This is a genomic window from Allobosea sp. GW821-FHT03A12 (assembly GCF_058986765.1).
Map to the genome: position 1 here is coordinate 650,378 of NZ_JBYSVZ010000003.1, position 24,375 is coordinate 674,752.

A 24,375-nucleotide genomic window follows, 5' to 3' on the forward strand; every position below is an offset into this window, starting at 1 on the left:
GGCCGGCCGGGCGCTCAGCCCTTGCCGACCAGGATGCGGTCCAGCCCGTAGATGCGGTCCACGATGGCCATGAGCAGGAAGGTGAGGAGGATGACGACGGTCGAGACCGAGGCCACCAGCGGATCGATCGACTCCTCGATGTAGTGGTACATGCGCACCGGCAGCGTCATCGAGGACGGGGTCGCGACGAACACGGTCATCGTCACCTCGTCGAAGCTCTGGATGAAGGAGATGACCCAGCCGCCGGCGACGCCGGGGATCATCAGCGGGAAGAGCACCCGCCGGAACACCGTCCACTGCGAGGCCCCGAGCGAGATCGCCGCCCGCTCGATCGCCGGATCGCTCGTCGTCAGCGCCGCCAAGACGAGGCGCAGGCCATAGGGGAAGATCACCAGCACATGGGCGCCGAGCAGCCCGATGAAGGTCCCGGTCGTGCCGATCTGCGTGAAGAAGCGCAGGAAGGCGACGCCGAGCACGACATGCGGGATGATCAATGGCGACAGGAAGAGCGCGACGAAGCCGTCCCGCCCCGGAAAGCGATGGCGGGCCAGAGCGAGCGCGGCCGGCACGGCCAGCACCATCGCCAGGCTCGCCGAGAGGAAGCCGAGCAGGATGCTGAACCAGAAGGCGTCGATGAACTGGCTATGGCGCAGGATCGCCCAGAACCAGCGCAGCGAGAACGAGGTCGTAGGCAGCGACAAGAGGTTCGAGGGCGTCAGCGACATCCAGATCACCACCACCAGCGGCGCCAGCATGAAGGCGACGAACAGCGTATGGAAGGCGACCGCGAAGGCTCCGTTGCGGCTCATTGCGCGAACCTCTGATAGCGCCGCTCGACGATGCGGTTGTAGGTCAGCATGATCGCGGCGTTGACGATCAGCAGGACGATCGCGATGGCGGCGCCGAGCGGCCAGTTCAGCGTGCCCAGGAACTCGTCATAGGTCGCGGTCGCCACCACCTTGAGCTGGCGCCCGCCGATGATCGCCGGTGTCGCGAAGGCGCTGGCAGCGAGGGCGAAGACGATCAGCGAGCCCGAGAGGATGCCGGGAATGACCTGCGGCAGCACGATGCGCCGGAAGATCGTGAACTCGCTCGCCCCGAGCGAGCTCGCGGCGCGGATCACCTTGGGATCGAGGCGCTGCAGCGCGGCCCAGACCGAGATCACCATGAACGGCACCGCGACATGGACCAGTGCGATGACGACGCCCTGCACGGTGTAGAGCATCGGGATCGGACCCGAGGCGAGGCCGAGCGCGCCGAGGACCTGGTTGATCACGCCGTTGCGGCCGAACAGCAGGGCCCAGCCCAGCGTGCGCACCACCACCGAGATCAAGAGCGGGCTCAAGGTCACGATCAGGAAGATCGAGCGCCAGGGCGCGCGCATGCGCGACAGGAAATAGGCCTCCGGCGCGCCGATCAGGATGCAGATCGCCGTCGTCGCCAGCGCGATGCCGACCGTGCGCAGGAAGATCGTGTGATAATAGGGATCGCCCAGCGTGTCGGCGTAGTTGCCGAGGGTGAAGCCGCCGATCTGGCCGGTGTTCAGGTCGAAGGCCTGGAAGCTGAGGCCTGCGATCATCGCGAGCGGCGTCACCAGCAGTGCCGCGAAGACGAGCAGCGCCGGCAGGCTCAGCCAATAGGGCGCACGGCGCTTCGCACTAGCCACAGGCGGCCTCCGACACCACGGCGGCGTCCTCGGGCGTCCAGGCGATCGAGACGGTATCGCCTTCCTGGAAACGTGGGGCGCCGCGATGCGGTTCGGAGACCAGCACGCTGCCGACACTCGTCTGCACCGAAAACAGCCAGGAGCTGCCCTGGAACACCCGCGACTGCAGGCGGCCATCGACCGCGCCCGTTCCGGGAACTCCGAGCAGGACCTTTTCCGGCCGCAGCGCGATCAGCACGGCTTCGCCCACTGGCACGGGGTGATGCAGCCGCCCACCGACCTCGGCCGGCAGACCCTCGATGCGCAGGCGCGCGATCGACCCGTCGACGGCGGTGACCATGGCCGGCAATTGCGAGGAGCGCCCGACGAAGGCCGCGGCGAAGCGGCTCGCGGGCGCATCGTAGAGCGTCAGCGGGTCGGCGAGCTGGACGATGCGCCCGGCATCCATCACCGCGATCTTGTCGCAGGTCGCGAGCGCCTCGGCCTGGTCGTGCGTGACCATGATCGTGGTCGTGCCGACGCGGCGCTGGATCGCGCGGATCTCGACCTGCATCTCCTCGCGCAGCTTGGCGTCGAGATTGGACAAGGGCTCGTCGAGCAGGAGCAGCGCCGGCTCGATGGCGAGCGCCCGCGCCAGGGCGACGCGCTGCTGCTGGCCGCCGGAGAGCTGGCGCGGATAGCGCTCGCTCATGGCCGAGAGATGCACGAGATCGAGTGCCTGGCGGATCGCCTTGTCCCGCTGGGCACGGCCCATCCCGCGCATCTCCAGCCCGAAGGAGATGTTCTCCGCCACGGTCATGTGCGGAAACAGCGCATAGCTCTGGAAGACGATGCCCATGCCGCGCCGGTTCGCCGGCACGCCCGCAAGGTCGCGGCCGTCGAGCAGGACGCGCCCGCCACTCGGCTCCTCGAAGCCGGCGACGATGTTGAGCGTCGTGGTCTTGCCGCAGCCGGAGGGGCCGAGCAGTCCGACGAATTCGCCCGGCTCGATCGAAAGGTCGATCCCCGCGAGCGCGGTGAAGTTGGCGAAGCGCTTGGTCAGCGCCTCGAGCGCGATCTTGGCCATGGGCTTGGAAGGCTCGTTCGGGAGAGGACAGGCCGGGGCAACCGGCCTGTCGGGATGGTCTTAGCGCTCGACTTCGCGGTTCCAGCGCTGCGTCCAGGCAGCGCGGTTCTGGTTGACGACCGGCCAGTCGATCTTTGCGAGCTTGCCGACGGCCTCGTCGCCGACGGCGAGGCCTTCCTTCTCCTCCTCGGTCAGCTCGGTCTTGCGATTGACCGGGCCATAGCCTGCCTTGGCGAAGACCTTCTGGATCTCGGGCGAGAGCATGTGCTGGATGAACTTCTGCGCCTGCGCTGGCACGTCGCTGTCGACGACCGGGCACATCGTCACCATCAGCGCCGCGGCGCCTTCCTTGGGCTCGACCGCCTGCAGCGGCAACCCTTCCTTCTTCAGCGCGACGGCGCGCGAGCGCGCCACCACCGTCATCGCGATCTCGCCGCTCTGCAGCAATTCCTCCAGCTTCGGCGCGGAGGGGGCGAAGGTCACGATGTTCGGGCGGATTTCGTCCTTGAAGGCCTTGAAGCCGGGATCGATATTGGCCTCGCCGCCGCCCTTGGCGCGCGCGACCATGATTAGGCCGTGCAGGCCAGTGGTGCTGGCGGCACCCAGAAGAGCGAGCTGGCCCTTATAGGCGCTGTTGCCGAGATCGCCCCAGGAGGTCGGGACAGGCAGGCCTTTCTCCTTGAAGATCTTGGTGTTGTAGACCGGCGCGGTGACGCCGATGCCGAAGGCGATCGCCTGGTCGGCGAGCTTCGCGATCGGATAGATGTCGTCCAGCACCGGCGCCTTCTGGATCGGCGCGCAGAAGCCGAACTGCACCGCCTGGTACATCGGCCCATCGTCGACGATCGCGATGTCGATCTCCTGCTTGCTGCGCTGGGCCTGCAACTTCGCCAGCGTCGCGGTCGACTGCCCGGCGACGTACTCGATCTTGACGCTGTTGGCCTTCTCGAAGGGCGGGATCACCGAATCCCGCATCAGACGCTCGAACGAGCCGCCATAGCCGGCGATGTACATGGTGTCCTGCGCAAGGGCGCCGGACGAGGCCCAGCCGGTGGCAGACAGCGCCATTCCGAGCGCGAGTGAACAGATTCCGTGACGCGGAGAATTCATGCCGGCAGCCCCTCTTTCTTGCCTGATTGCCGTCAGGGTTTCGGTCGCAGGGGTATCTGTCAATTGACGAAATATGGATCGATCGATCCGGATTTGATATGGGCATACCAAGGCGCGCGCAGATTGCAGCGCGACGGGGACGGGGGGCCTTGATTTGACGCAAATCGGTCACAAGCACTGGGAAGCCTTCAATGCTGTGCTGCATGTCGGCAGCTTCACTCAGGCTGCACGGCTGCTGCGGACCTCGCAGCCCTCGATCTCCCGCCTGTTGAAGGAATTGCAGGAGCGCCTGGGCTTTGCCCTGTTCACGCGGGCGGATGGGCGCAGCTGGCCGACGGCGGAGGCGCTCGCCTTGCATGACGAGGTCGAGCGCAGCTTCGTCGGGCTGGAGCGCATCGCCGAGCGGGCGGCGCAGATCAAGGAGCGACGCGTCGAGCAGCTCAGGATCGTCAGCATGCCGGCCCTGGCCCACCAGTTCCTGCCGGCCGCGCTCGCCCGCTTCCTCGGGGAGCATGAAGGGGTCGCGGCGGCGCTTCAGGTCCAGCGCTCGGAGACGATCGCCTCATGGGTCTCGACTCGTCAGTTCGACATCGGCTTCGCCATGCTGCCGATGGAGAAGCCGGGGGTCGAGATCGAGCTGTTCGACCCCGCCATCGGGGTCTGCGTGATGCTGCCTGATCATCCGCTCGCGGCGCGCGAGGTGATCACGCCGCGCGACCTGCATGGACAGGCCTTCGTCGGCAAGGGGCGCGACAGCTTCACGCATCTGCCGTTCCAGCAGGCGCTTGACGATGCCGGCTCCGTGCCGGACATCCGCGTCGATACGCCGATCGCCGCCGTGGCCTGTGAGCTCGTGGCCAGTGGCGTCGGCGTCACCGTCACCGACCGGTTCACCGCCAACGCCTTCGCCTCCAGGGGCCTCGTCTGGCGCCGCTTCGAGCCGGACGTGCCCTATAACTTCGGGGTGCTGTTCCCTTCGCACAGCCAGCGCACCCGCCTGGTCGAGGAGTTCATCCGCTTTTTGCGAAGCGAGAGCCTGGCGGCGCAGCAGCAATAGGAGCTGCCAGGACGACAGCCCCATCTCGGCAGGCCATGGCCAGGCATGAGGCTTGGGACGTCATACCCTAAAACCAGTGGTGCTCGGTCAAGCGATGGGTTGACTCGCCCGATCGTTCATCCCAGGATCGTGCACGATCCAAGATGCAGGATGCCAAGTCTTGAACGGTGCACGCAAGATCGAGCGGGTCGTGCTCGGCGACCAGGTCTACGAGGCGATCAAGGAACGTATCCTCGACCAGGCCTATGCGCCGGGCGAGAAGCTCAATGTCGACGGGTTGGCGCGCGAGCTTCAGGTCTCGTCGACGCCGATTCGCGAGGCGCTGGCGCGGCTCGTCGCCGAGGGGCTGGTCAAGGCCGAGCCCTTCATCGGCTTCGCCACGGCGCCGCTGCCGGACAGGCGCTATTACGAGGACGTCTACAATTTTCGCGGCGTGATCGAGCCCTGGGCGGCGGCCGAGGCTGCCAGGCGCAAGCCCGGCCCGGATGTCATCGCGGCGCTGCGCGACGAGGTCGCGGCCATGATGGCCGGCGAGCCGTCGCGCGAATATCGCAGCCATCGTGGCTTCACCGAGGGCGACGACCGCTTCCACCGCATCATCCTGCAGGCCGCCGGCAACCAGGTCGCGCTCAAGAGCTATGACGACCTGCGCTTCCACCTGCACATCTCGCGGCTCTACCTGACGCGCGAGCAGGATGTCGGCCTGACCCATCAGGAACATTTCCGCATCGTCGACGCGCTCGAGGCAGGCGATCCCGACGCCGCAGCGCAGGCCATGCGCCTGCATCTCGAAGGCTCCTACGAGCGGCTGATCAAGTAGCCGAAACGCCCCCGAGGCCGAAAACGGCCCGGTTCAACATCAGGGAGGATCAACATGATCTTGAAACGCATCGCCGCCGCGGCCTTGATCGCCGGCAGCTTCATCGCAAGCGTGGCGCAGGCACAGACCCTGCGCTTCGGCCACGCCAACACCACCGCCGAGATCGCCGGCGAGCTCTTCCAGGAATTCGCCGAGCGCGTGAACAAGGGCACGGGCGGCGCGGTCACCATCCGCGTCTTCCCGGCCGAGCAGCTCGGCAAGGAGGTCGATCTCTTCAAGCAGGTCAAGGAAGGCGCGCTCGACCTCTCCGCGCCCTCGATGGCGGCCGCGTCCTCGCTGGTGCCGGCGCTGGAGATCCCGAGCGCGCCCTTCCTCTGGAAGGACTGGAGCGAGGCGGAAGCGATTATCCGCTCCGACGCCTTCGATCCGGTGTTCGACGAGCTGCGCGACAAGCACAACATCGTGCCGGTCAGCCGCATCTGGTACTGGGGCTGGCGCAACATGACGACGCTCGATCGCGCCGTGAAGAAGCCGGAGGATCTGCAAGGCCTGAAGATCCGCGTGCCGGAGAGTCCGGTCTGGGTCGAGATGATCAAGGCCTATGGCGGAGCGCCGACGCCGGTCCCCTTCGGCGAGGTCTACACCGCGCTCCAGCAGAAGACGGTCGACGGCCAGGAAAACCCGATCCCGACGATCTTCTCGCGCAAGTTCTATGAGGTGCAGGGCTTCGTCGCGATGACCAAGCACATGCTCCAGAACAACATGATCGTCATCAACAAGGACAGCCTTGCCAGGCTGAAGCCCGAGCATCGCGAGGTCCTGTTCGCGGAAGCGGCCCGCGCCTCGGCGATGAACACCTATCTCCAGCAGAAGCGCGAGGCCTCGATGCTGGAGGACATCCGCAAGTCCGGCCGCTCCAAGATCGTCGAGGACGTCGATCGCGACGCCTTCGCCGCCAAGTCGAAGGTCGTCGCAACCGCGATGGAAGGCCGCTGGGGCAAGGCCCATCTCGACCGCGTGCTCGCGGCGATCGACAAGCAGCGCCAGCGTTAGTCCGTAGCGATGACCGGCCTCACCTTGATCCGGCGGCTCGACGACTGGTCGAGCCGCGTGGAGGATGCTGCCCTGGTGGTCCTCCACGCCGCCATCGCGACGCTGGTCTGCGCCGCCGTCGTCTTCCGCTATGTGTTGAGCGACCCGCTGACCTGGTCGGAGGAGCTCATCCTGCTGCTCTTCGCCTGGATGGTCTTCCTCGGCATCGCCAGTGCCTTCCACGTCCGCACGCACATCATCATCGACGTCATCGTGATGTTCGCGCCGCGCTGGCTCGCCCGCGCCTTCGGCCTGCTCGCCTTCCTGGCGACGGCAGTGGTGCTGGGCACGCTGACCTATTTCTCCTGGCGCTATCTCCAGCGCGAGATGCCGAACATCACACCTATGCTCGGCATCTCCGCCGGCTGGATGATCGCGCCGCTCTTCGTCGGCAGTGTGCTCTCGCTGCTGCACCTGCTGCGCAACCTGCTGGATGAGGGGCCCGCAGGGGCGCTCTGGTCCGACATCACGACGCGCGAGTAGCGGCCATGGTGACCTTGCTTCTCGGCGCCTTCGCGCTGCTCATCGTCGTCGGCACGCCGATCTGGATCGCCATGGCCGGCTCGGCCCTGCTGGTGATCTTCATGGAGGGCATCCCGCTCACCGTGGCGGCGCAGCGCATCGTCGCCGGCGTGCAGTCCTTCCCGCTGCTGGCGATCCCGCTCTTCACACTCGCCGGCTCGCTGATGAACGCGTCCGGCATCTCCGAGCGCCTGTTCAGCTTCACCAAGGCGCTGGTCGGCCATATCCGCGGCGGCCCGGCCCATACGCTGGTCGTTGGTGAGGTCTTCCTCTCCGGCATCTCCGGCTCCTCGGTCGCCGATACCGCGGCGGCCGCCCGGGTCTTTGTGCCGCAGCTCGAGAAAATGGGCTATCCGCGCGCCTTTGGCGCGGCGCTCTCGGCCGTCGCGGGCACGCTCGGGCCGATCATCCCGCCCTCGATCCTGATGGTGGTCTACGCCTGGCAGGCCAACATCTCGCTGGGCAGCCTGTTCGTCGCCGGTATCATCCCCGGCCTCGTCATGGCCGGCTGCATCATGGCGACCATCGCCATCATGGCGCTGAAGCGGGATTTCCGCCCGGCTGGCGCCTTCTCCTTCGCCAATCTCTGGAAGGAGTTCAGATACGCTTCGCTGGCGCTGCTGATGCCGGTGCTGATCATTGTCGGCTTCCGCGCCGGGCTCTTCACCGCGACCGAGATCGCCGGCGTCGCCGCCGCCTATTCGCTGGTCGTCGGCATGCTGGTCTACCGCACGATCCGCCTCGCCGACCTGCCGGCGATCCTGGTCGGCACGGCGCGCGAGACGGCGGTCATCCTCGCCATTGTCGCTGCCGCCTCGCCCTTCAGCTGGATCCTCGCCGTCGATCAGGCGCCCCAGCTCGTCACCGACTTCATGAAGTCGATCTCGACCGACCCGCTGGTCGTGCTGCTGATCCTGAACATCGCCCTGCTGATCGCCGGCATGTTCATGGAGACGATCGCCATCATGATCATCCTGGTGCCGATCCTCTTGCCGCTGCTGACGGCGCTGCAGATCGACCTCGTGCATTTCGGCATCGTGCTGCTGGTCAACCTCGTCATCGGCCAGGTCACGCCGCCGGTTGGGGTGCTCTGCTTCGTCGCCATGGCGATCACCCGCGAGAAGCTCGGGCCGCTCTTCCGCGAGCTCTGGCCCTTCCTGATCGCGCTGATCGTTGCCCTCGCCATCATCACCTATGTGCCCGCGCTCAGCCTGTGGCTGCCGCGTGTCGCCGGCTTCTAAGGAAAACCCATGACCAGGATCAGCGAAGTCGAGATCGTCGAGTTCTCGTTCAAGGCGAGGAACATCGGCCGCTCGGCCGAGAACGCCCGCGCCATCTACAATATCGGCTACAAGCCCAATTCCGAGCTGGAGCTGACCAAGTTCGCCGTGGTCATCCGCAGCGAGGACGGCGCCGAGGGCCAGTACGTCATGCACTGGGGCGGCACCCGCGCCACCATGGCGCAGACGCTCTCGCTCGCGCCCAATATCCTCGGCCGCAATCCCGATCACCGCGAGGAGATCTGGAACGACATGAAGCGCGAGCTGCGCCAGCATGACGGCATGGGCATCGGGCCGATCGACATCGCGCTCTGGGACCTCGCCGGCAAGCGCTTCGGCGCCTCGGTCTCGCAGCTCCTCGGCGGTTTCCGCAGCAAGCTCAAGACCTATGCCTCGACCTATCACGGCGACCGCAATGGTGGGCTCGACAGCAAGGAGGCCTTCGTCGACTTCGCCGAGGCCTGCTACGACCTCGGCTACCGCGCCTTCAAGGTCCATGGCTGGCATGATGGCGATGCGCGCGAGGAGGCGGCCAACGTCCTGCATGTCGCCAAGGCGGTCGGCGACCGCATGACCCTGATGCTCGACCCCGCCAATGAGCTCCGCACCTTCGCCGATGCGCTCTATGTCGGGCGCGCCTGCGACGAGGGCAACTACTTCTGGTACGAGGACCCGATGCGCGATTGCGGCGTCTCGGCCTTCGCCCACAAGAAGCTGCGCGAGATGCTGAAGACGCCGATCCTGCAGACCGAGTACCTGCGCGGCTTCGAGCCGAAGGCCGATTTCCTGATCAATGGCGGCACCGACGCGCTACGCTCCGACCCGGAATACGATCTCGGCATCACCGGCGCGATGAAGATCGCCCATCTCGCCGAGGCCTTCGGCGTCGATGTCGAGATCCATGCCTGCGGCCCGGCCCATCGCCACTGCATGGCCGTGACCCGCAACACCAATTTCTACGAATTGGCGCTGGTCGGGCCCGATTGCCCGAACGCGGTGCCGCCGGTCTATGCCTGCGGCTACAGCGACCAGCTCGACGGCGTCGACAAGGACGGCTGCTTCCCGGTGCCGACCGGCCCCGGCCTCGGCGTGACCTATGATTGGGACTACATCCGCGCCCATGAGACGGCGCGGGAGGTGTTCAAGCTGTAGGTCGTTGCGGGTCGCAGTCTTTCGCGCCTGCCATTCGATGATATCACTGCCGCGGGGAGGGGTTTTGCGCCCCGCCCGTTCCGCATCTGGCTTCGTCGATCCCCGCTATGAACTTCGCCTCGCGACAGGACCACGGCATCGTCGTTGCTCCCGGGGATGCCGCCGGGCCGATCATCATCCTCGGCGAGCCCCTGAGCTTCTGGGGCGGCGTCGATCCGGCAACGGGCACCGTCATCGATGTCCACCATCCGGCGCATGGCGTCTCGCTCGCCGGCGCGATCGTGCTGATGCCGACCAGCCGCGGCTCCTGCTCCGGCTCGGGCGTGCTGCTGGAGCTTGCGCTCTCCGGCAAGAATCCTGCCGCTTTGGTCTTTTCCGGTCCCGAGGACACGCTGACGCTCGGAGCGATCGCCGCGTCGGAGATGTTCGGGCGTCCTGTCCCGGTCATCCGTCTCGCGGACGAGGCCTTCGCCGCCTTGTCCCGCGCGAAGGAGGCGACGATCACGCCGGACGGCATCGCGGCCGATGGCGGACGCATTCGGATTCCTCTGGCTACGGCGGCGCCTGAGGAGCTGGCGCTGACGCCTGCCGATCGTCGCATGCTCGACGGAGGCGACGGGATCGCTGCGCAGCAGGCCATGCGCATCCTCGTCGCCATGGCGAGCCAGCAGGGCGCGCGGTCGCTCATCAACGTGACCCGGGCTCATGTCGACGGCTGCATCTATGCCGGCCCGGCCAATCTCGTCTTCGCCGAGACGATGGAGGAGCTGGGCGCGCGCGTCCGCATCCCGACGACGATGAACGCGATCTCGGTCGATCATGCGAACTGGCGTCGCCAGGGCGTCGCGCCCGCATTCGGCGAGCCGGCCGCGCGCCTCGCCAATACCTATGTCCGCATGGGCTGCCAGGCGAGCTTCACCTGCGCGCCCTATATGCTGCCTGAGCCGCCTAGTTTCGGCGAGCCGATCGGCTGGTCGGAATCGAATGCGGTGATCTTCGCCAACTCCGTGCTCGGCGCCCGCACCGCCAAGCATCCGGATTTCCTCGACTTCTGCATCGCGGTCACCGGTCGTGCTCCGCGCGCCGGCGCTTTTCTCGACGAAGGACGGCGAGCGCGCCGTGCGGTCCGGGTCGAGCTGCCGGTCGGCGCGGATAGCGCAGCCTGGCCCTTGATCGGCTATCTCGTTGGCCTCGCTTCGCCTGATCGGATCCCGTTGATCAAGGGCCTGGTGAACACCCGGCCGACGCAGGACGATCTCAAGGCGCTCTGCGCCGCCTTCGGCACGACCTCGGCTGCGGCGATGCTGCATGTCGAGGGCATCACGCCGGAGGCGCAGGCGCTCGGTGGCAGCCCCGATGATGAAGTCGTCATCACCCGCGAAGACCTCATCGCCGGCTGGCGCAAGCTGAGCGAGGGGCCGGCCGGCGTCGATCTCGTCGCCATCGGCAGCCCGCACGCCTCGCTCGACGAATGCCGGGCGTTTGCGGAGCGGCTTGACGGTCGCCCTGTCGCCGCGACCCTCTCAGTCATCATCACGGCGGGACGGGATGTGATTGCGGCGGCGCAAGCCGACGGCACGATGGCCACGCTTGCGCAGAGCGGCGTCGCGCTCATCCCCGATCTCTGCTGGTGCTCGATCACCCGCCCGGTCTTTCCGGAGCAGGCCAAGGTCGTCCTGACCAATTCCGGAAAATACGCCCATTACGGACCGGGACTCTCCGGCTGCACCGTCAGGTTGGGAACGCTCGACGACTGCATCGAGGCGGCCCTGACGGGAGTCGCTCCCGCACGGCTTCCCGCCTGGCTCGCCTGAGGCCTGAAACCAGGAGGCGCTGGCGCTTCCGGTTCCAGGCCCGGGTTCAGAGCGTCAGCCCCATGACCATTCGTGAACGTTCCAGGCGGCGTCGACCACGTACTGGTTGGGCTTGATGCCCTGCAGCGATTTGTGGGCGATCTGACCCTGGAAGACGCCGCCCTGCGGCCCGAACGGCACTTCCTCCAGCAGGATCTCCTGGATGCGGGCATAGGTCTTCTTGCGCTCGGCCTGGTCGGTCTGCTTGACCCCGTCCTCGAGCAGCTTGTCGACCTCGGCGTTCTCGTACTGGGTGTAGTTCGAGCCGCTGCCGGTCTTGACCGGGATCATCTTGGAATGGGCCCGGGCGGTGTAGTCGGGGTCCATGCCGACGGTCGGCTCCCAGGAGACCAGCAGCGTGTCGAACTGCGACTTGGTGGTGTACTCGCCCCAGACCACCGAGGCCGGCATGTTCTTGATCTCCATCTCGACGCCGATCGCCTTCCAGTTCTGCTGGAAGATCGCCTGTGTCGCCTGGCGCGCCGGGAAGCCGGCTGTCGTCGACATCGAGAACTTCATCTTGACGCCGTCCTTCTCGCGGACGCCGTCGGCGCCGACCTTCCAGCCGGCCTCGTCGAGCATCTTCGCCGCGAGCTGCGGATTGGGGCCGGTGTCCTTGAGATCGTGGTTGTAGGCCCAGTGGCTGGTGTGCAGGTAGGAGAGGGTGCGCTTGTAGGCGCCGAAGAAGACATCATCGATCGTCTTCTGCATTTCGAGCGCGATATAGAGCGCGCGTCGGACCTTGGGATCCTTGAACTGCGGCTTGCCGCAATTGAAGTAGACGAACTGCACCCAGGGCTGCGCCAGCGGGAAGAAGGTCCGGTCCGGTAGCTTGGCGGCCTCGCCCCAGCGGTCGAAGGGCACGCCGGAGACGCCGAGATAGTCGATCTCGCCGGTGCGGGCCTGGCCATACGCGACGAGCTGATCCGGCACGAACTTATGGATGAACTGCCGGATCTTGGGCGCGCCACGGTGATAGTTCGGGTTGGCCTCGTAGACCATGTGGCTGCCGGCGGTGCGCGATTTCAGGAGATAGGCGCCGGTGCCAACCGGCTGGGCGTTGAAGCCCGAAGTGTTGATGTTCTCCTCCTTGGAGAGCAGGTGATGCGGCACGATGTGCATGTTCTGCCAGGCCCACATGAAGGGCACGAAGGGGCGCGACAGCACGATCTCGACGGTGTGGTCGTCGACCCGCTTGAAGCTCTCGATCAGGTCGAAGCCGCTGCGCGAGCGCACCGCGACCTTGGGATTGACGATGGTCTGATAGGTGAACTCGACGTCGCGGGCGGTGAAGGGCTGGCCGTCGCTCCATTTGACGTCGCGCTTCAGGCTGATGCGCCAGGTCTTGCCGTCGGCCGAGATGTCGCCGTTCTCGCGGGTCGGGATGCGCGCGGCGAGATTGGGCACGAACTCGCCCTTCTCGTTGACGTCCCAGAGCGCGTCGAACAGGCAGGCCTCCGGAATGTTCTCGGCGCCGGCATTGACATAGAGCAGCGGATTGAACTGCACCGGTTCCTGGGTGGTGCCGAGGATGATGCGGTCGCGGCGCTGCGCGATCGCCGGGCTGAAGATGGCGCCGGTGGGCAGGATCAGGCTCGATGCCGCTGCGGCCTTGAGCAGCGAGCGCCGGGTCGTTGATGTCGTCGTGGACATGCTGGTCTCCCCTCTGGTTGTTGGCTTTGGACTACGGATCGATCTTCAGCCTGGCGTCGACGGCGTCCCGCAGGCCGTCGCCCAGGAAGTTGAAGCCCATGACGGTGAAGGTGATCAGGATGCCGGGCAGGATTGCCAGGAAGGGCACGGTGTCGAAATAGCCCTGGGCATTGGTCAGCATGTTGCCCCAGCTCGCCATCGGCGGCTGCACGCCGTAGCCGAGGAAGCTGATATAGGATTCCATCAGCACGGCGGTCGCGACCTTGAGCGTCGCCGCGACCAGCACTGGCGCGGCGATGTTCGGCAAGAGCTCGACCAGCATGATTCGCCAGTTCGAGGCGCCGAAGCCGCGCGAAGCCTGGACGAAATCCATCTCCTTCAGCGTGGAGACCTGGGCCCGGACGATGCGCGAGACCTCCATCCAGGAGGTCAGGCCGATGATCAGCGAGATCGACAGGATGGTCGGCGGCACGAAGGCGGCGACGACCAGCAGCAGGAAGACCTGCGGAAAGCACAGTAGCGTGTCGACGAACCGCATAAGCAGGTTGTCGATGATGCCGCCGTAATAGCCGGCGGCGAGCCCAACCAGCGTGCCGGTCAGCATCGTCGTCAGCATCGCAACGATGCCGACCGTGAGCGAGACCTGGCCGCCATAGAGCAGCCGGCTCAGCGTGTCGCGGCCGAGATCGTCGGTGCCGAGCGGATAGCTCCAGGAGGCGAGGGGCGGTAGGAAGCGCTTCGCCGTGTCGATCGCCGTCGGGTCGTGCGGCGCGACGAACTGCGCGAACAGGGCCGACGAACAGAGCAGCACCACCAGCACCGCGCCGGCGACCGCCATGCGATGGCTGACGAAGCGCCGCGCGATCATCTGCGCATAGGTGCGGGTCGGGACCGTGGCGGGGGCGGAGGCCGAGGCGGGGATGTCGGTCATGGCCTTGCCCTCAGCCCAGCTTCACGCGCGGATCGATCAGCGCGATCGCGATGTCCGCGATCAGGTTGCCGACCACGACGAAGAGCGCCGTGAACATGATCATCCCCATCAGGATCGGGTATTCCTTCATGTTGAGCGCATCGACGAAGAGGCGGCCCATGCCGGGCCAGCTGAAGATCGTCTCGGCGACGAGCGCGCCGGAGAACAGCGTCGGCAACTGCACGCCGAACAGGGCGACCAGCGGGATCACCGCATTGCGGAAGGCGTGGCCGAACAGGACGGCGCGCGTGCTCAGCCCCTTGGAGCGGGCGGTGCGGATGTAGTCCTGCTGGATCACGTCGAGGAAGCTGGAGCGGGCATAGCGGCTCCATTGCGCGACCAGCACCAAGGTGAGCACCATCGCCGGCAGGACGAGATGGCGCAGCAGGTCCCAGGGGTTGCCCTCCTCGCCGAGCTCGTACATGCCGCCGGAGGGCAGCCAGCCGAGCTTGATCGCGAAGATGTAGATCGCCATCAGCCCGAACCAGAAGGTCGGGAAGGACAGCGCCAGCATGGCGCCGGTGGTGGCGAGATAGTCGAAGATCGAATTGCGCCGGATCGCGCCGAGCATGCCGATCGCCGTGCCGATCAGCATGGCGAGCGCCATCGAGGTGCCCATCAGGATCATCGTCGCCGGCAGCCGCTCGACGATCACCTCCAGCACCGGCCGGCCGCCGAAGAAGGTGAAGCCCCAGGTGCCGGTCAGCATCGCCTTGGCCCAGGTCAGGTACTGGATATGGATGGGCTGATCGAGGCCGAGCGCGACCTTGATGCGCTCGATGTCGGTGACTGTGATGGTCGGGTTCAGCGTGTAGACCGCCAGCGGTCCGCCCGGCGCCAGGTGCATGATGCCGAAGCCGATGATGGAGACGCCGATGACGAGCGGGATCGAGTGGATGATCCGCCAGAACGCATAGCTCAGCACGTCCCCGCCCATCGCATCAGCCTCCGTCGAGTGCCTGTTTGAGGTCGTCGATCAGGTCCTCGGCGTCTTCCAGGCCGATCGACAGGCGCATCAGGTCCATGGTCACGCCGGTGCCGAGCCTGGCCTCCGGATAGACCTTGCGGCGCGCCTGCAGCAGGCCGCCGGGATGCATGATCAGGGATTCGACATCGCCGAGGCTGACGGCGCGGGCGATCAGCTTGAGCTTGTCCATCATCGCCATGGCGCCGTCGTATCCGGCATGCAGCTCGAACGACATCATGCCGCTGCCGCCGGCCATCTGTTTGCGGGCGATGACGTTACGCGGATATCTCTCCAGGAAGGGATAGCGCACGATCCTGACCGCCGGGTGCGCATCGAGCATCTGCGCGACGGCGAGTCCGTTCTCGCTGTGCTGGCGCATTCGGACTTTCAGCGTCTTCAAGCCGCGCAGCACCAGGAAGCAGGCCATCGGCGACAGCGTCGCGCCGGTGAGATAGCGCAGGCCGAGGCCGCGCACCTTGTGCATCGTCTCGGCATCGCCCAGCACGATGCCGCCGAGCAGGTCGCCATGGCCGTTGATGTACTTGGTCAGTGAATGCACGACGATGTCGGCCCCATGCTCCAGCGGTCGCTGGAGAGCCGGCGAGGCGAAGGTCGAGTCGACCACGACGCGCAGGCCCGCCTGGTGCGCGATCGCAGCGATCGCCGCGATGTCGAGCACTTCGCCGGTCGGGTTGATCGGCGTCTCGAAATAGACGAGCCGGGTCTTGCCGGTGACGGCGGCGGTCAGGTTGGACGGCTCGGAGAGGTCGACCTTGACGACCTTGATGCCGAAGCGCGGCAGGCCCTCGCCGGTGAGGGCAGTGGTGTTGTTGTAGAGCGTCTCGTGGACGATGATTTCGTCGCCGGGCGAGAGCAGCGAAAAGAAGAGCGAGCTGATCGCGGCCATGCCTGAGGCGGCGGCGACGCCGGCTTCCGCTCCTTCCAGCGAGGCGACGCGCTGCTCCAGCAGCGCCTGCGTCGGATTGTGCTCGCGCCCATAGAGGAAGCCCTCGACCTCGTCCGCGACCACCGCATCGGCTGCGGCCACGTTCGGGAAGGCGAAGGTCGAGGTCATGTAGATCGGCGGCGAGACGGAGCCGCGTTCAAGCAGCGGGTCATAACCCTGGTGGATCGAGCGCGTCTGGAAGCCGAGCTGGCGATTGGGCCGGTGGGTGGTCATGGCGCGGTGATCCCGGTCCTGTCTTGATAATTCGTCATGCCGCGGCCTCACGCGTAGGGGTGAAGCTCCAGCCCTGGCTCGCGGCCGCAGCGGTGATCTCGTCGAGCAGCCATTCGGCGAAGGTCGAGCCGACCAGCAGCCGGAAGCACGGCGTTTCGCCGTCCACGCGGTGGATCAGGCAGGAGACGTGGCCGATCAGGGTCGCGGCGCTGTGCCCGGGCGCGAAGACCCGCTCATGCAGATCGAGCCGGCAGAGCCGGGCGAGCACGGCGCGGGCCTCGGCGCCGGAGATCTCGATGACGCAGCGGCCATGGCTCTGGTCGACCACGGCGGCGATGCCCGTCAGTGCTTGCGCGAGGGCGCCGGGCAACTCGCCGCGCTGCTCGGCCGGCGCTTCGATCAGCCAGCATCCGGGCTGGAGCCAGAGGGCGGCCTTGTCCGAGGTCGTCGCGACTTGGCCGGGCTCGGGCAGGTCGAGGCCAAGCGTCCTGGCGATGGCCGCGGCAAGCTCGGCCTGCCGGCCCTTGCACGTGGTCACCTGCACCAGCGTCGCCGGCCGCTCGACGATCGCGAGCGGCGCATCGCCGGCACGGCCACCCTGGCGAGCCTGCGAAGCCGGAAAGCGCGAGCGGCGGTCAGGCGCGGACACGGGCGTTCTCCGGATCGACATGGTGCGGGCTGGTGATCGTCACCGCGACGCTTTCGTCGTGCAGCGGCGACACCGCGAAGAGACGCTGCCCCTTCAGGCTCTCGCCATTCTCCACCAGCGCGAGGCCGATCCAGCATGAGTGCTCGATCGACTGGGTGACGCTGCTGACCCAGCCCAGGCTCGTGCCAGAGCCGGACTCGCCGACGATATGGGCGCCGCCGCGCAGGCGCTGTCCGGGATCGAGCGGGCGGATGCCGACAAGGCGCGGCCGGCCGGGATCGGCAAGGCCGGGGCGGCCGGCGAGGACGCGGCCGATCACGTCGCCGGCCTTCTTCATCATCCGGCCCATGCCGAGATCGGCCGCGGTGGTCTGGCCGTTCAGTTCGGGGCCGGCGGCGTGGCCCTTCTCGATCCGCATCAGGCTCATCGCCTCCAGACCGTAGGGCACGATGCCGAAAGGCTTGCCCGCGGCGAGGATCGCCTCCCAGACCGTCTCGGCCTCGCTGGACGGCACCGCGACCTCATAGGCAAGCTCGCCCGAGAAGCTGATCCGGAACAGGCGGACCGGCACGCCGGCGATCTTGCCTTCGCCGACCGCCATGAACGGGAAGGCCTCATTGGCAAGGTCGAGCCCCTCGATCGCGGCGGCTAGCGTCTCGCGCGCTTTCGGGCCTGCGACCGCGATCTGCGCCCACTGGTCGGTCACGGAGCAGAACTGCACGTCGAGCTCGGGCCAGACCGTCTGGGCGTGGAACTCCATATGCTCCAGCACCGGCGCGGCATTGCCGGTGGTGGTCGTCACCAGGAAATGTTCCTCGCCGAGCCGCGAGGTGGTGCCGTCGTCGAAGACGATGCCGTCCTCGCGCAGCATCACGCCATAGCGGCATTTGCCGACCGCCAGCGTCGAGAAGCTGTTGATGTAGAGCCGGTCGAGGAAGATCGCGGCGTCCGGCCCCTGCACGTCGATCTTGCCGAGGGTCGAGACGTCGCAGATGCCGACGGCCGAGCGCACCGCCCGCGCCTCGCGGAAGATCGGCTCCCAGCCGGTCTCGCCGGGCTTGGGATAGTAGAACGGCCGCAGCCAGGCTCCGGTTGGCTGCATCGCCGCGCCATTGCGCAGGTGCCAGTCATGCAGCGCGGTGCGCCGGATCGGTTGGAAATGCGCGCCCGAGGCGTGTCCCGCGAGAGCACCGACCGCGACCGGCATCGTATAGGGCCGATGCGTCGGCACGCCGACCGCCTCGACCGGCTCGCCGCGCGCCTCCGCCAGGATCGCCGCGCCGACCAGGCTGCCGAGCTTGCCCTGGTCGGTCGCCATGGCGTGTGTCGTATAGCGCTTGGCGTGCTCGATATGGGCATAGCCCTCGCGATGGGCGAGGCGGATGTCCTCGGCGGTCACGTCGTGCTGCAGGTCGACGAAACTCTTGCCGGGCGCCTTGACCTCCCAGAGCGGCGCGAGCGGCTGCTCGCTTCGGCCAAGCTCTGGCAAGGCGAAGCCGGGCTTGCCTTCAAAGCCGGCCGCGGCCGCTGCGGCTTCTCCTGCGCCGGCGCCATCATGCGCGGCCGGGCCGATGCCGAAGACGCCGCGTGCCGCGCCGGCGGAGCGCTCCGCCTGCACCGGCTCGCCCGGCACATGGCTCGCCAGCGCGGCGTTCCACTGTGTCCTGGCGCCGGACTGGCTGGCGAGCTGGACGTTGGGATTCCAGCCGCCGGACAGGCAGAGCAGGTCGGCGACGACGGGTTCACCGAGCCTGCCGCCGCGCGGGCGCAGCAGCGCGGTCTTGCTGTCGAAACCGGCGACCTCGGTGCCGAGCCGGACCTCGACGCCGCGCGCCGCGACCACGCCGGCAAGCTCGCTCTGCGGCCTGACATCGGCGAGCGTCACCCGGCGTAGACCGACCTCCGCCAGGGCGAGGGCGGTCTCATAGGCGCTGTCGTTGTTGGTGAAGACGACGGCGTTCTCGCCCGGCACGACGCCGAAACGGCGCAGATAGGTCAAGGCCGCGCCGGCCATCATCACGCCCGGCCGGTCATTGCCGGGCAGGGCGATCAATCGCTCGCTCGCGCCGGTCGCCAGCACGACCTGCTTGGCCCGGAACGTGCGATAGCGCTGGCGGACTTCGTGCTCGTCCGGCTGGAAGCGGTGGTCCGCGACCTGCTCCAGCGCACCGAGCAGATTGTGGTCGTAATAGCCGAAGACATTGGTGCGCGGCAGGATCTCGACGTTCGGCAGCGCCTTCAGCGCAGCGAGCATCTCGGCACGCCAGGCCTGGTGCTGTGGGCAGATCAGCAGCCCGCCGCCGAGCAGGGCATCGCGCTCGCACAGGACGACGCGCGCTCCGGCTTCACCCGCGATGCGCGCAGCCGCGAGACCGGCAGCGCCCGAGCCGACGACCAGCACATCGCAATGGCCGTGCATCGCCTCGTAATGGTCCGGATCGGCTTCGGTCGCGGCCCGGCCGAGGCCGGCGGCGCGCCGGATCAGCGGCTCGTAGAGCTTCTCCCAGAAGCGTTTCGGCCACATGAAGGTCTTGTAGTAGAAGCCGGCCGAGAGCGCCTTGCCGGCCAGCGCGTTGAGCGCCATCACGTCGAAGGCGAGCGAGGGCCAGCGGTTCTGGCTGCGGCTGACCAGCCCGTCATGCAGCTCGATCTCGGTCGCCTTGCTGTTCGGCTCGCGGCGGGCGCCCTCGCGCAATTCGACCAGCGCGTTCGGCTCGTCGGGGCCGGCGGTCATGATCCCGCGCGGCCGGTGGTATTTGAAGCTGCGACCGACCAGGCGCACGCCATTGGCGAGCAGGGCCGATGCCAGGGTGTCGCCGGGATGGCCGGTGAGCTCGCGGCCGTCGAAGCTGAAGCGGATGGTTTTGCTGCGGTCGATCAGGCCGCCGCTGGGAAGGCGCCGCGAGGTCATGGCGTCGCCTCCGGCAGTGCGTCCGCTGGCCCGACTGACGCTGCGACCGCATGGGTCAGCGTGTTGCGCCGGACCTTCACCCATTGCCGGCAGCCGGCATAGTGATGCCACCACTCGTCATGCCAGCCGCGCGGATTCTCCCGGGTGTAGACGTAGTCGTAGAAGGCCTGCTCGCCGGCGCCCGGCGCCGGGCGCTTCACGGTGGCGTCGCCGCGATAGTGAAACTCGTCCTGGGGGCGTTCGCCGCAATAGGGACAGGGGATCAGGTGCATCGCCGCCGCCTCACTGCGCCCAGGGATTGGGGCCGGCGCCCCGCTCGTCGATCATGCGCCCGTCGCGGAAGCGCTCGATCGTCAAATCGGCGTTGAAGGCGTGCGGCGCGTCGTTGGCGATGGTGTGGGCGAAGCACCAGCCCGAGCCGGGCGTGGCCTTGAAGCCGCCATAGCACCAGCCGCCGTTGAAATAGAGCCCGTCGATCGGCGTCTTGCAGATGAAGGGCGAGGAATCCATCGTCATGTCCATGATCCCCGCCCATTGCCGGAGCACGCGCAGGCGCGACATCGCCGGGATCATCGAGACGGCTGCGCCCATCAGGTGCTCGACCAGCGGCAGGTTTCCGCGCTGCGAATAGGAGTTGTAGCCGTCGAGGTCGCCGCCGAAGACGAGCCCGCCCTTGTCGGACTGGCTGATGTAGAAATGCCCGGCGCCGAAGGTGACGACGCCATCGATCATCGGCTTGATCGCCTCGGAGACGAAGGCCTGCAGCAGATGCGACTCGACCGGCAGCTTGAGCCCGGCCATCGTCGCCAGCCGCGAGGTGTTGCCGGCGACGGCGACGCCGACCTTCTTCGCCCCGATGAAGCCGCGCGTCGTCTCGACGCCGGTGACGCGCCCGCCTTCGCGGCGGATGCCGGTGACCTCGCAATGCTCGATGATGTCGACGCCGCGCCGGTCGGCGGCACGGGCGAAACCCCAGACCACGGCATCGTGCCGGGCGGTGCCGCCGCGCCGCTGCAGCAGCCCGCCGAAGATCGGGAACATCGGATTGTCCATCGCGATGAACGGCGCCATCGCCCTGACCTGCTCGCGGTCGAGCAGCTCGGCATCGACGCCTTGCAGCAGCATCGAGTTGCCGCGCCTTGCGGTGGCGTCGCGCTGCGAGTCCGAATGGAACAGGTTGAGCACGCCGCGCTGGCTCATCATGACGTTGTAGTTCAGGTCCTGCTCCAGCCCCTCCCACAGCTTCAGTGACCACTCGTAGAAGCGCGTATTGCTCGGCAAACCGTAGTTCGAGCGCACGATCGTGGTGTTACGGCCGGCATTGCCCAGGCCGATCGGCCCCTTCTCGACCACCGCGACATTGGTGATCCCGTGCACGCTGGCGAGGTAATGTGCGGTCGCCAGCCCATGGCCGCCGCCACCGACGATGATCACGTCATAAGACGACTTCGGCTCGGGCTTGCGCCAGGCCGGCTTCCAGCCGCGATTGCCGGAAAGGCTCTCCGTCAGCAGCCGCCAGGCCGAATAGCGGTCGGCGATCGGTTCAGGCCGCGCGGGCATCGTCATCATCCGTTTGTGGGGGCACCCAGCCGCGCTCCTCGCGCCAGTCCGGGCTGAGATTCCCGAAGCGCGACAGGCGGAAGCTCGACAGATCGGCGAAATCGCAGCGGCCATCGAGCACGAGTTGCGAAATGGCGCGCCCCGTAGCCGGCGAGAGGCCGAAGCCGACGCTCGACATCGTCGCGGCGATGACGTTGCCGGCGGTCGGCAGCCGATCGATCACCGGCCGCCCATCCGGCGTGTTCTCGATCACGCCGGCCCAGCTGCGGATGACGCGGATATGCGCGGCCTTGGGGAAGAGCTCGGCCAGGCGCTTGGCGACATTGCGGGCGAGGGGGCTCGACGGGCGCGCCGCGATGGTGTCGTCGTCCGGTGTCAGCCATTCATGCGGGCCGCCGCCATAGGCGAGGTTGCCGCGCAAGGTCTGGCGGCCATAGAGATGGTTGCCGTCGACGCCGCCGATCGGCATCAGCGGCAGCGGCTCGGTGACGATCATCTCGGCCCGTGCCGGGGTCACCGGTACCTCGCTGTCGAGCAGGGCCGTGAGGACGCCGGTCTGCGGTCCGGCCGCCAGCACCAGCGTCTTGCAGGCAAAGCTGCCGGCGCTGGTCTCGACCGCGACGACCTTGTCGCCGCGCCGCTCGAAGCCGGTCACCGCGGTATGCTGCAGGATGCGCCCGCCGAGATCCTGCAACGCCCAGGCATAGGCCTGAACCGTCCGCTGCGGATTGGCGTGACCACCGCGCTCGTAATAGACGCCGCCGACCACATTGCTACCGGCGAGCGGGACGAGATCACGGACCTGGCCGGCATCCAACCACTCGGCCGGAAAGCCCTGGCCGCGGGTATTGTCGACGCCGATCCTGAACTCGTCCATCTGCGCATCGCTCAAGGCCATGCGAATGCGCTTCGGCTGGTATTCGGTCGGATATCCCAGCATTTCGTCCATCAGCGGCCAGAGTCGCTGCTCCTCGGCGAAGAGCGGACTTTGATGATGCGTCGCCCCGCCGCCATTGCGGCCCGAAGCGCCCCAGCCGACGATGCCCTTCTCGATCAGCAGCACGTCGACGCCGGCCCGAGCCAGCCACCAGGCGGTGCTCAGCCCCGTCACGCCGCCGCCGACAATGATGACATCAGCGCCCTTCTGTCCCTCGCCGGCAGTCATGGCCGCTCCTCCGTGCCGGCGGCATCCGAGGACAAGGTCCAGTACGGCACCCATTGGCTGGCGATGCCGAACCAGCCTTCCCAGTTCTGCGCGAGGACATCAGGCTCGCGATCCTCGGCAAAGGCCGAGAGCGGTAGTGGCCGGACCGGGGCGCGATGGCTCGGCAAGGGCATCCGGGCGAGCGGCGTGCCGGTGGCCTTTGCCAACACCGCGCCGACCTGCTCGCGGCAGCGCCGGCCCTGGCAGGGGCCCATGCCGGCACGGGTGAGGCGCTTGATCTGGTCCTGGCTGACCTGTCCGTCCGCGGCGAGTGCTGCCAGATCGTGCGACTTCAGTGCGCCGTCGTCGCCCGACAGGTAGCGTGGCGGGCGGACGCCGAGCAGGTCAGCCAGATTGACCTCCTCGCACTGACAGAGATGCGTGCCGGCGTCGGCGACGGCCATCGACGCGGCCGCCCAGACGGAGCGTACGTCCTCGACATTCTCGTCGGCCGGGCCCGGCTCGGCCGCAGGTGCAGGTTGCCACGCCTTTACAGTGCCGGCGGCAAGCTCGTCGCAGGCTGCTACCGCGGCGCGAACTCCTTCCGCCGCGGCGATCGCGGAATCGATCGTCTTGCCGGAAGAGATGCCGGCGCAGTCTCCGGCGGCGAAGAGCCCGGGCACCGAGGTTCGGCCGTCGGCGTCGAGCACCGGAACATAGCCGCCGCGATGCGGCGCAAAGCCGATCTCGGCGCTGGCGACGTCGAGCAGCTCGATCACGGGCGCGGCGCCCGTGGCGAGAACGACGGTATCGCAGGCAAGCTGGCCCGCATCCACGTCCTCGGTCCCCAAAGACCGCAGGAGCACATGCTCGACGCCGCTATGACCGCCGCTAGCGCGCGAGATCATAGTCTGCGTCAGCACGGGCACGCCCCGCTGGGCGAGTTCTGCGCAGCCGACGGGATCGCGCGGCGTCTCTCCCGCTTCGATCAGCCCGACGATCTTCCGCCCGGCTGCTAGGGCCGCTTTCGCGAACTCAGTCGCTTCCACGCCGGAGCCGAGGATTGCCAGCGCCCGGCCGTCGAAGGCCTCGTAGCGTTGCAGCAGGGCGCTCGCGGCGGTCACGCCCATCACGCCAGGGAGTTCCCAGCCAGGGAAGGCGAGGCCGACATCGCGGCGCCCGGTCGCGACGATCGCCGCATCGAAGGAAAGGAACCAGCTGCTCTCACCATCGCTGAGGCCGGCGACATGCCCGCGCAGCCAGCGCAGGCCGGGGCGTGGCGAGAACAGGCCCCAGACGGAAAGGCCGAGCCTGACGTCGACGCCCGCTTCGAAGGCTTCCGCGATCCGCTCGTCCGCAGCGGCGATGGTCTCGATCATCCGCGCCTTGTTGCGGGTGGAGCCGCCCATGCGCTGACCGAAATGGAAGGGCACGTCGAGCCCCATCAGGGTGTGATCGACGGGATGCTCGTCGATCAGCACGACCGCGATGCCGCGCCTAGCGGCTTCGAGCGCTGCGGACAGCCCGGCGGGCCCGGCTCCGATGACCAACAGACGTGCGTGCTCGCGGACGGGCAACGGCTTGCCGGCCGTCGACCGCTCATCCAGGCGGGTCATTCTGGCAGTCTCCCGGCGCCCTCTCGACGGGCGGCGTTTGAGAGGAGGCTAAGGAACGACTGGGGCTACGACTTGCGGAAAAGCGACATCTTTTCCCGATAAGCGAC

21 protein-coding genes are annotated in these 24,375 nt (G+C 67.6%); 7 read left to right on the plus strand and 14 right to left on the minus strand.

The annotated features are described in order from the left end of the window. Positions 1 to 14: 14 nt before the first annotated feature. From AC3WLC_RS10685 to AC3WLC_RS10700, 4 genes are read right to left on the minus strand one after another with little or no spacing between them, the layout of a single operon-like run. Positions 15 to 809, minus strand: a complete 795-nt coding sequence (locus AC3WLC_RS10685; protein WP_493683903.1) for an ABC transporter permease — start codon at positions 807 to 809, stop codon at positions 15 to 17. Next, positions 806 to 1,666: an ABC transporter permease gene (locus AC3WLC_RS10690; protein ID WP_493683904.1), complete on the minus strand. Its 861-nt coding sequence runs from the start codon at positions 1,664 to 1,666 to the stop codon at positions 806 to 808. The genes AC3WLC_RS10685 and AC3WLC_RS10690 overlap by 4 nt, the downstream gene beginning before the upstream one ends. Beyond that, on the minus strand, positions 1,659 to 2,732 hold the full coding sequence (locus AC3WLC_RS10695; RefSeq protein WP_493683905.1) for an ABC transporter ATP-binding protein: 1,074 nt from the start codon (positions 2,730 to 2,732) through the stop codon (positions 1,659 to 1,661). The genes AC3WLC_RS10690 and AC3WLC_RS10695 overlap by 8 nt, the downstream gene beginning before the upstream one ends. Before the next feature lie 60 nt (positions 2,733 to 2,792). Beyond that, on the minus strand, positions 2,793 to 3,800 hold the full coding sequence (locus AC3WLC_RS10700) for an ABC transporter substrate-binding protein (protein WP_493683906.1): 1,008 nt from the start codon (positions 3,798 to 3,800) through the stop codon (positions 2,793 to 2,795). 196 nt (positions 3,801 to 3,996) lie between these two features. On the opposite strand from AC3WLC_RS10700, the gene AC3WLC_RS10705 reads away from it, so the two are divergent. The 7 genes from AC3WLC_RS10705 to lhpI all read left to right on the plus strand — a co-directional run bounded on the left by AC3WLC_RS10705 (position 3,997) and on the right by lhpI (position 11,579). Further along, the gene (locus AC3WLC_RS10705; RefSeq protein WP_493683907.1) at positions 3,997 to 4,899 is read left to right on the plus strand and encodes a LysR substrate-binding domain-containing protein; all 903 of its coding nucleotides are present in this window, start codon (positions 3,997 to 3,999) and stop codon (positions 4,897 to 4,899) included. 160 nt (positions 4,900 to 5,059) lie between these two features. Further along, positions 5,060 to 5,719: a GntR family transcriptional regulator gene (locus AC3WLC_RS10710; protein ID WP_493683908.1), complete on the plus strand. Its 660-nt coding sequence runs from the start codon at positions 5,060 to 5,062 to the stop codon at positions 5,717 to 5,719. 54 nt (positions 5,720 to 5,773) lie between these two features. Then, on the plus strand, positions 5,774 to 6,772 hold the full coding sequence (locus tag AC3WLC_RS10715; protein WP_152016598.1) for a TRAP transporter substrate-binding protein: 999 nt from the start codon (positions 5,774 to 5,776) through the stop codon (positions 6,770 to 6,772). 9 nt (positions 6,773 to 6,781) lie between these two features. Further along, positions 6,782 to 7,294, plus strand: a complete 513-nt coding sequence (locus AC3WLC_RS10720) for a TRAP transporter small permease (protein WP_493683909.1) — start codon at positions 6,782 to 6,784, stop codon at positions 7,292 to 7,294. A gap of 5 nt (positions 7,295 to 7,299) precedes the next feature. Continuing rightward, positions 7,300 to 8,574, plus strand: coding sequence for a TRAP transporter large permease (locus AC3WLC_RS10725; protein ID WP_493683910.1), 1,275 nt, complete (start codon positions 7,300 to 7,302; stop codon positions 8,572 to 8,574). A gap of 9 nt (positions 8,575 to 8,583) precedes the next feature. Next, positions 8,584 to 9,765, plus strand: coding sequence for an enolase C-terminal domain-like protein (locus AC3WLC_RS10730; protein WP_493683911.1), 1,182 nt, complete (start codon positions 8,584 to 8,586; stop codon positions 9,763 to 9,765). 107 nt (positions 9,766 to 9,872) lie between these two features. Next, entirely contained in the window at positions 9,873 to 11,579 is a 1,707-nt protein-coding gene (gene lhpI, locus AC3WLC_RS10735) for a cis-3-hydroxy-L-proline dehydratase (RefSeq protein ID WP_493683912.1), read from the plus strand. A 54-nt stretch (positions 11,580 to 11,633) separates the two neighbouring features. Here the strand turns inward: lhpI and AC3WLC_RS10740 are convergent, their stop codons facing one another. The 10 genes from AC3WLC_RS10740 to AC3WLC_RS10785 are packed head-to-tail and all read right to left on the minus strand — an operon-like array spanning position 11,634 to position 24,268. Further along, the gene (locus AC3WLC_RS10740; protein ID WP_493683913.1) at positions 11,634 to 13,271 is read right to left on the minus strand and encodes a peptide ABC transporter substrate-binding protein; all 1,638 of its coding nucleotides are present in this window, start codon (positions 13,269 to 13,271) and stop codon (positions 11,634 to 11,636) included. 31 nt (positions 13,272 to 13,302) lie between these two features. Then, positions 13,303 to 14,202 carry an ABC transporter permease gene (locus tag AC3WLC_RS10745; protein WP_493683914.1) on the minus strand — a complete coding sequence of 300 codons (900 nt, stop codon included), beginning with the start codon at positions 14,200 to 14,202 and terminating at the stop codon, positions 13,303 to 13,305. A 10-nt stretch (positions 14,203 to 14,212) separates the two neighbouring features. Further along, positions 14,213 to 15,166 carry an ABC transporter permease gene (locus AC3WLC_RS10750; protein ID WP_493684537.1) on the minus strand — a complete coding sequence of 318 codons (954 nt, stop codon included), beginning with the start codon at positions 15,164 to 15,166 and terminating at the stop codon, positions 14,213 to 14,215. Positions 15,167 to 15,182: 16 nt separating this feature from the next. Then, complete coding sequence (locus AC3WLC_RS10755; protein WP_493683915.1) at positions 15,183 to 16,388, minus strand: trans-sulfuration enzyme family protein; 1,206 nt, start codon at positions 16,386 to 16,388, stop codon at positions 15,183 to 15,185. A gap of 34 nt (positions 16,389 to 16,422) precedes the next feature. Next, a complete protein-coding gene (locus AC3WLC_RS10760) occupies positions 16,423 to 17,037 on the minus strand; it encodes a sarcosine oxidase subunit gamma (protein ID WP_493683916.1) in 615 nt (204 codons plus the stop codon). Further along, positions 17,024 to 19,948 (minus strand): sarcosine oxidase subunit alpha family protein, encoded by a 2,925-nt coding sequence (locus tag AC3WLC_RS10765; protein ID WP_493683917.1) that lies wholly within the window; start codon positions 19,946 to 19,948, stop codon positions 17,024 to 17,026. Before AC3WLC_RS10765 ends, AC3WLC_RS10760 begins: the two co-directional genes overlap by 14 nt. Then, complete coding sequence (locus AC3WLC_RS10770) at positions 19,945 to 20,220, minus strand: sarcosine oxidase subunit delta (RefSeq protein ID WP_493683918.1); 276 nt, start codon at positions 20,218 to 20,220, stop codon at positions 19,945 to 19,947. Before AC3WLC_RS10770 ends, AC3WLC_RS10765 begins: the two co-directional genes overlap by 4 nt. Before the next feature lie 10 nt (positions 20,221 to 20,230). Next, a complete protein-coding gene (locus AC3WLC_RS10775; protein ID WP_493683919.1) occupies positions 20,231 to 21,508 on the minus strand; it encodes a sarcosine oxidase subunit beta family protein in 1,278 nt (425 codons plus the stop codon). Continuing rightward, positions 21,492 to 22,673 (minus strand): NAD(P)/FAD-dependent oxidoreductase, encoded by a 1,182-nt coding sequence (locus tag AC3WLC_RS10780; protein ID WP_493683920.1) that lies wholly within the window; start codon positions 22,671 to 22,673, stop codon positions 21,492 to 21,494. Before AC3WLC_RS10780 ends, AC3WLC_RS10775 begins: the two co-directional genes overlap by 17 nt. Beyond that, positions 22,670 to 24,268 (minus strand): FAD-dependent oxidoreductase, encoded by a 1,599-nt coding sequence (locus tag AC3WLC_RS10785; protein WP_493683921.1) that lies wholly within the window; start codon positions 24,266 to 24,268, stop codon positions 22,670 to 22,672. The genes AC3WLC_RS10780 and AC3WLC_RS10785 overlap by 4 nt, the downstream gene beginning before the upstream one ends. Positions 24,269 to 24,375 lie beyond the last annotated feature (107 nt).

Coding starts and splice junctions, on each gene's coding strand:
- AC3WLC_RS10775 (WP_493683919.1), bottom strand. CDS start 21,508: ATGCCCGCGCGGCCTGAACCGATCGCCGACCGCTATTCGGCCTGGCGG.
- AC3WLC_RS10740 (WP_493683913.1), bottom strand. CDS start 13,271: ATGTCCACGACGACATCAACGACCCGGCGCTCGCTGCTCAAGGCCGCA.
- AC3WLC_RS10715 (WP_152016598.1), top strand. CDS start 5,774: ATGATCTTGAAACGCATCGCCGCCGCGGCCTTGATCGCCGGCAGCTTC.
- AC3WLC_RS10770 (WP_493683918.1), bottom strand. CDS start 20,220: ATGCACCTGATCCCCTGTCCCTATTGCGGCGAACGCCCCCAGGACGAG.
- AC3WLC_RS10765 (WP_493683917.1), bottom strand. CDS start 19,948: ATGACCTCGCGGCGCCTTCCCAGCGGCGGCCTGATCGACCGCAGCAAA.
- AC3WLC_RS10745 (WP_493683914.1), bottom strand. CDS start 14,202: ATGACCGACATCCCCGCCTCGGCCTCCGCCCCCGCCACGGTCCCGACC.
- AC3WLC_RS10730 (WP_493683911.1), top strand. CDS start 8,584: ATGACCAGGATCAGCGAAGTCGAGATCGTCGAGTTCTCGTTCAAGGCG.
- AC3WLC_RS10780 (WP_493683920.1), bottom strand. CDS start 22,673: ATGACTGCCGGCGAGGGACAGAAGGGCGCTGATGTCATCATTGTCGGC.
- AC3WLC_RS10755 (WP_493683915.1), bottom strand. CDS start 16,388: ATGACCACCCACCGGCCCAATCGCCAGCTCGGCTTCCAGACGCGCTCG.
- AC3WLC_RS10725 (WP_493683910.1), top strand. CDS start 7,300: ATGGTGACCTTGCTTCTCGGCGCCTTCGCGCTGCTCATCGTCGTCGGC.
- AC3WLC_RS10695 (WP_493683905.1), bottom strand. CDS start 2,732: ATGGCCAAGATCGCGCTCGAGGCGCTGACCAAGCGCTTCGCCAACTTC.
- AC3WLC_RS10685 (WP_493683903.1), bottom strand. CDS start 809: ATGAGCCGCAACGGAGCCTTCGCGGTCGCCTTCCATACGCTGTTCGTC.
- AC3WLC_RS10700 (WP_493683906.1), bottom strand. CDS start 3,800: ATGGCGCTGTCTGCCACCGGCTGGGCCTCGTCCGGCGCCCTTGCGCAG.
- AC3WLC_RS10720 (WP_493683909.1), top strand. CDS start 6,782: ATGACCGGCCTCACCTTGATCCGGCGGCTCGACGACTGGTCGAGCCGC.
- AC3WLC_RS10785 (WP_493683921.1), bottom strand. CDS start 24,268: ATGACCCGCCTGGATGAGCGGTCGACGGCCGGCAAGCCGTTGCCCGTC.
- lhpI (WP_493683912.1), top strand. CDS start 9,873: ATGAACTTCGCCTCGCGACAGGACCACGGCATCGTCGTTGCTCCCGGG.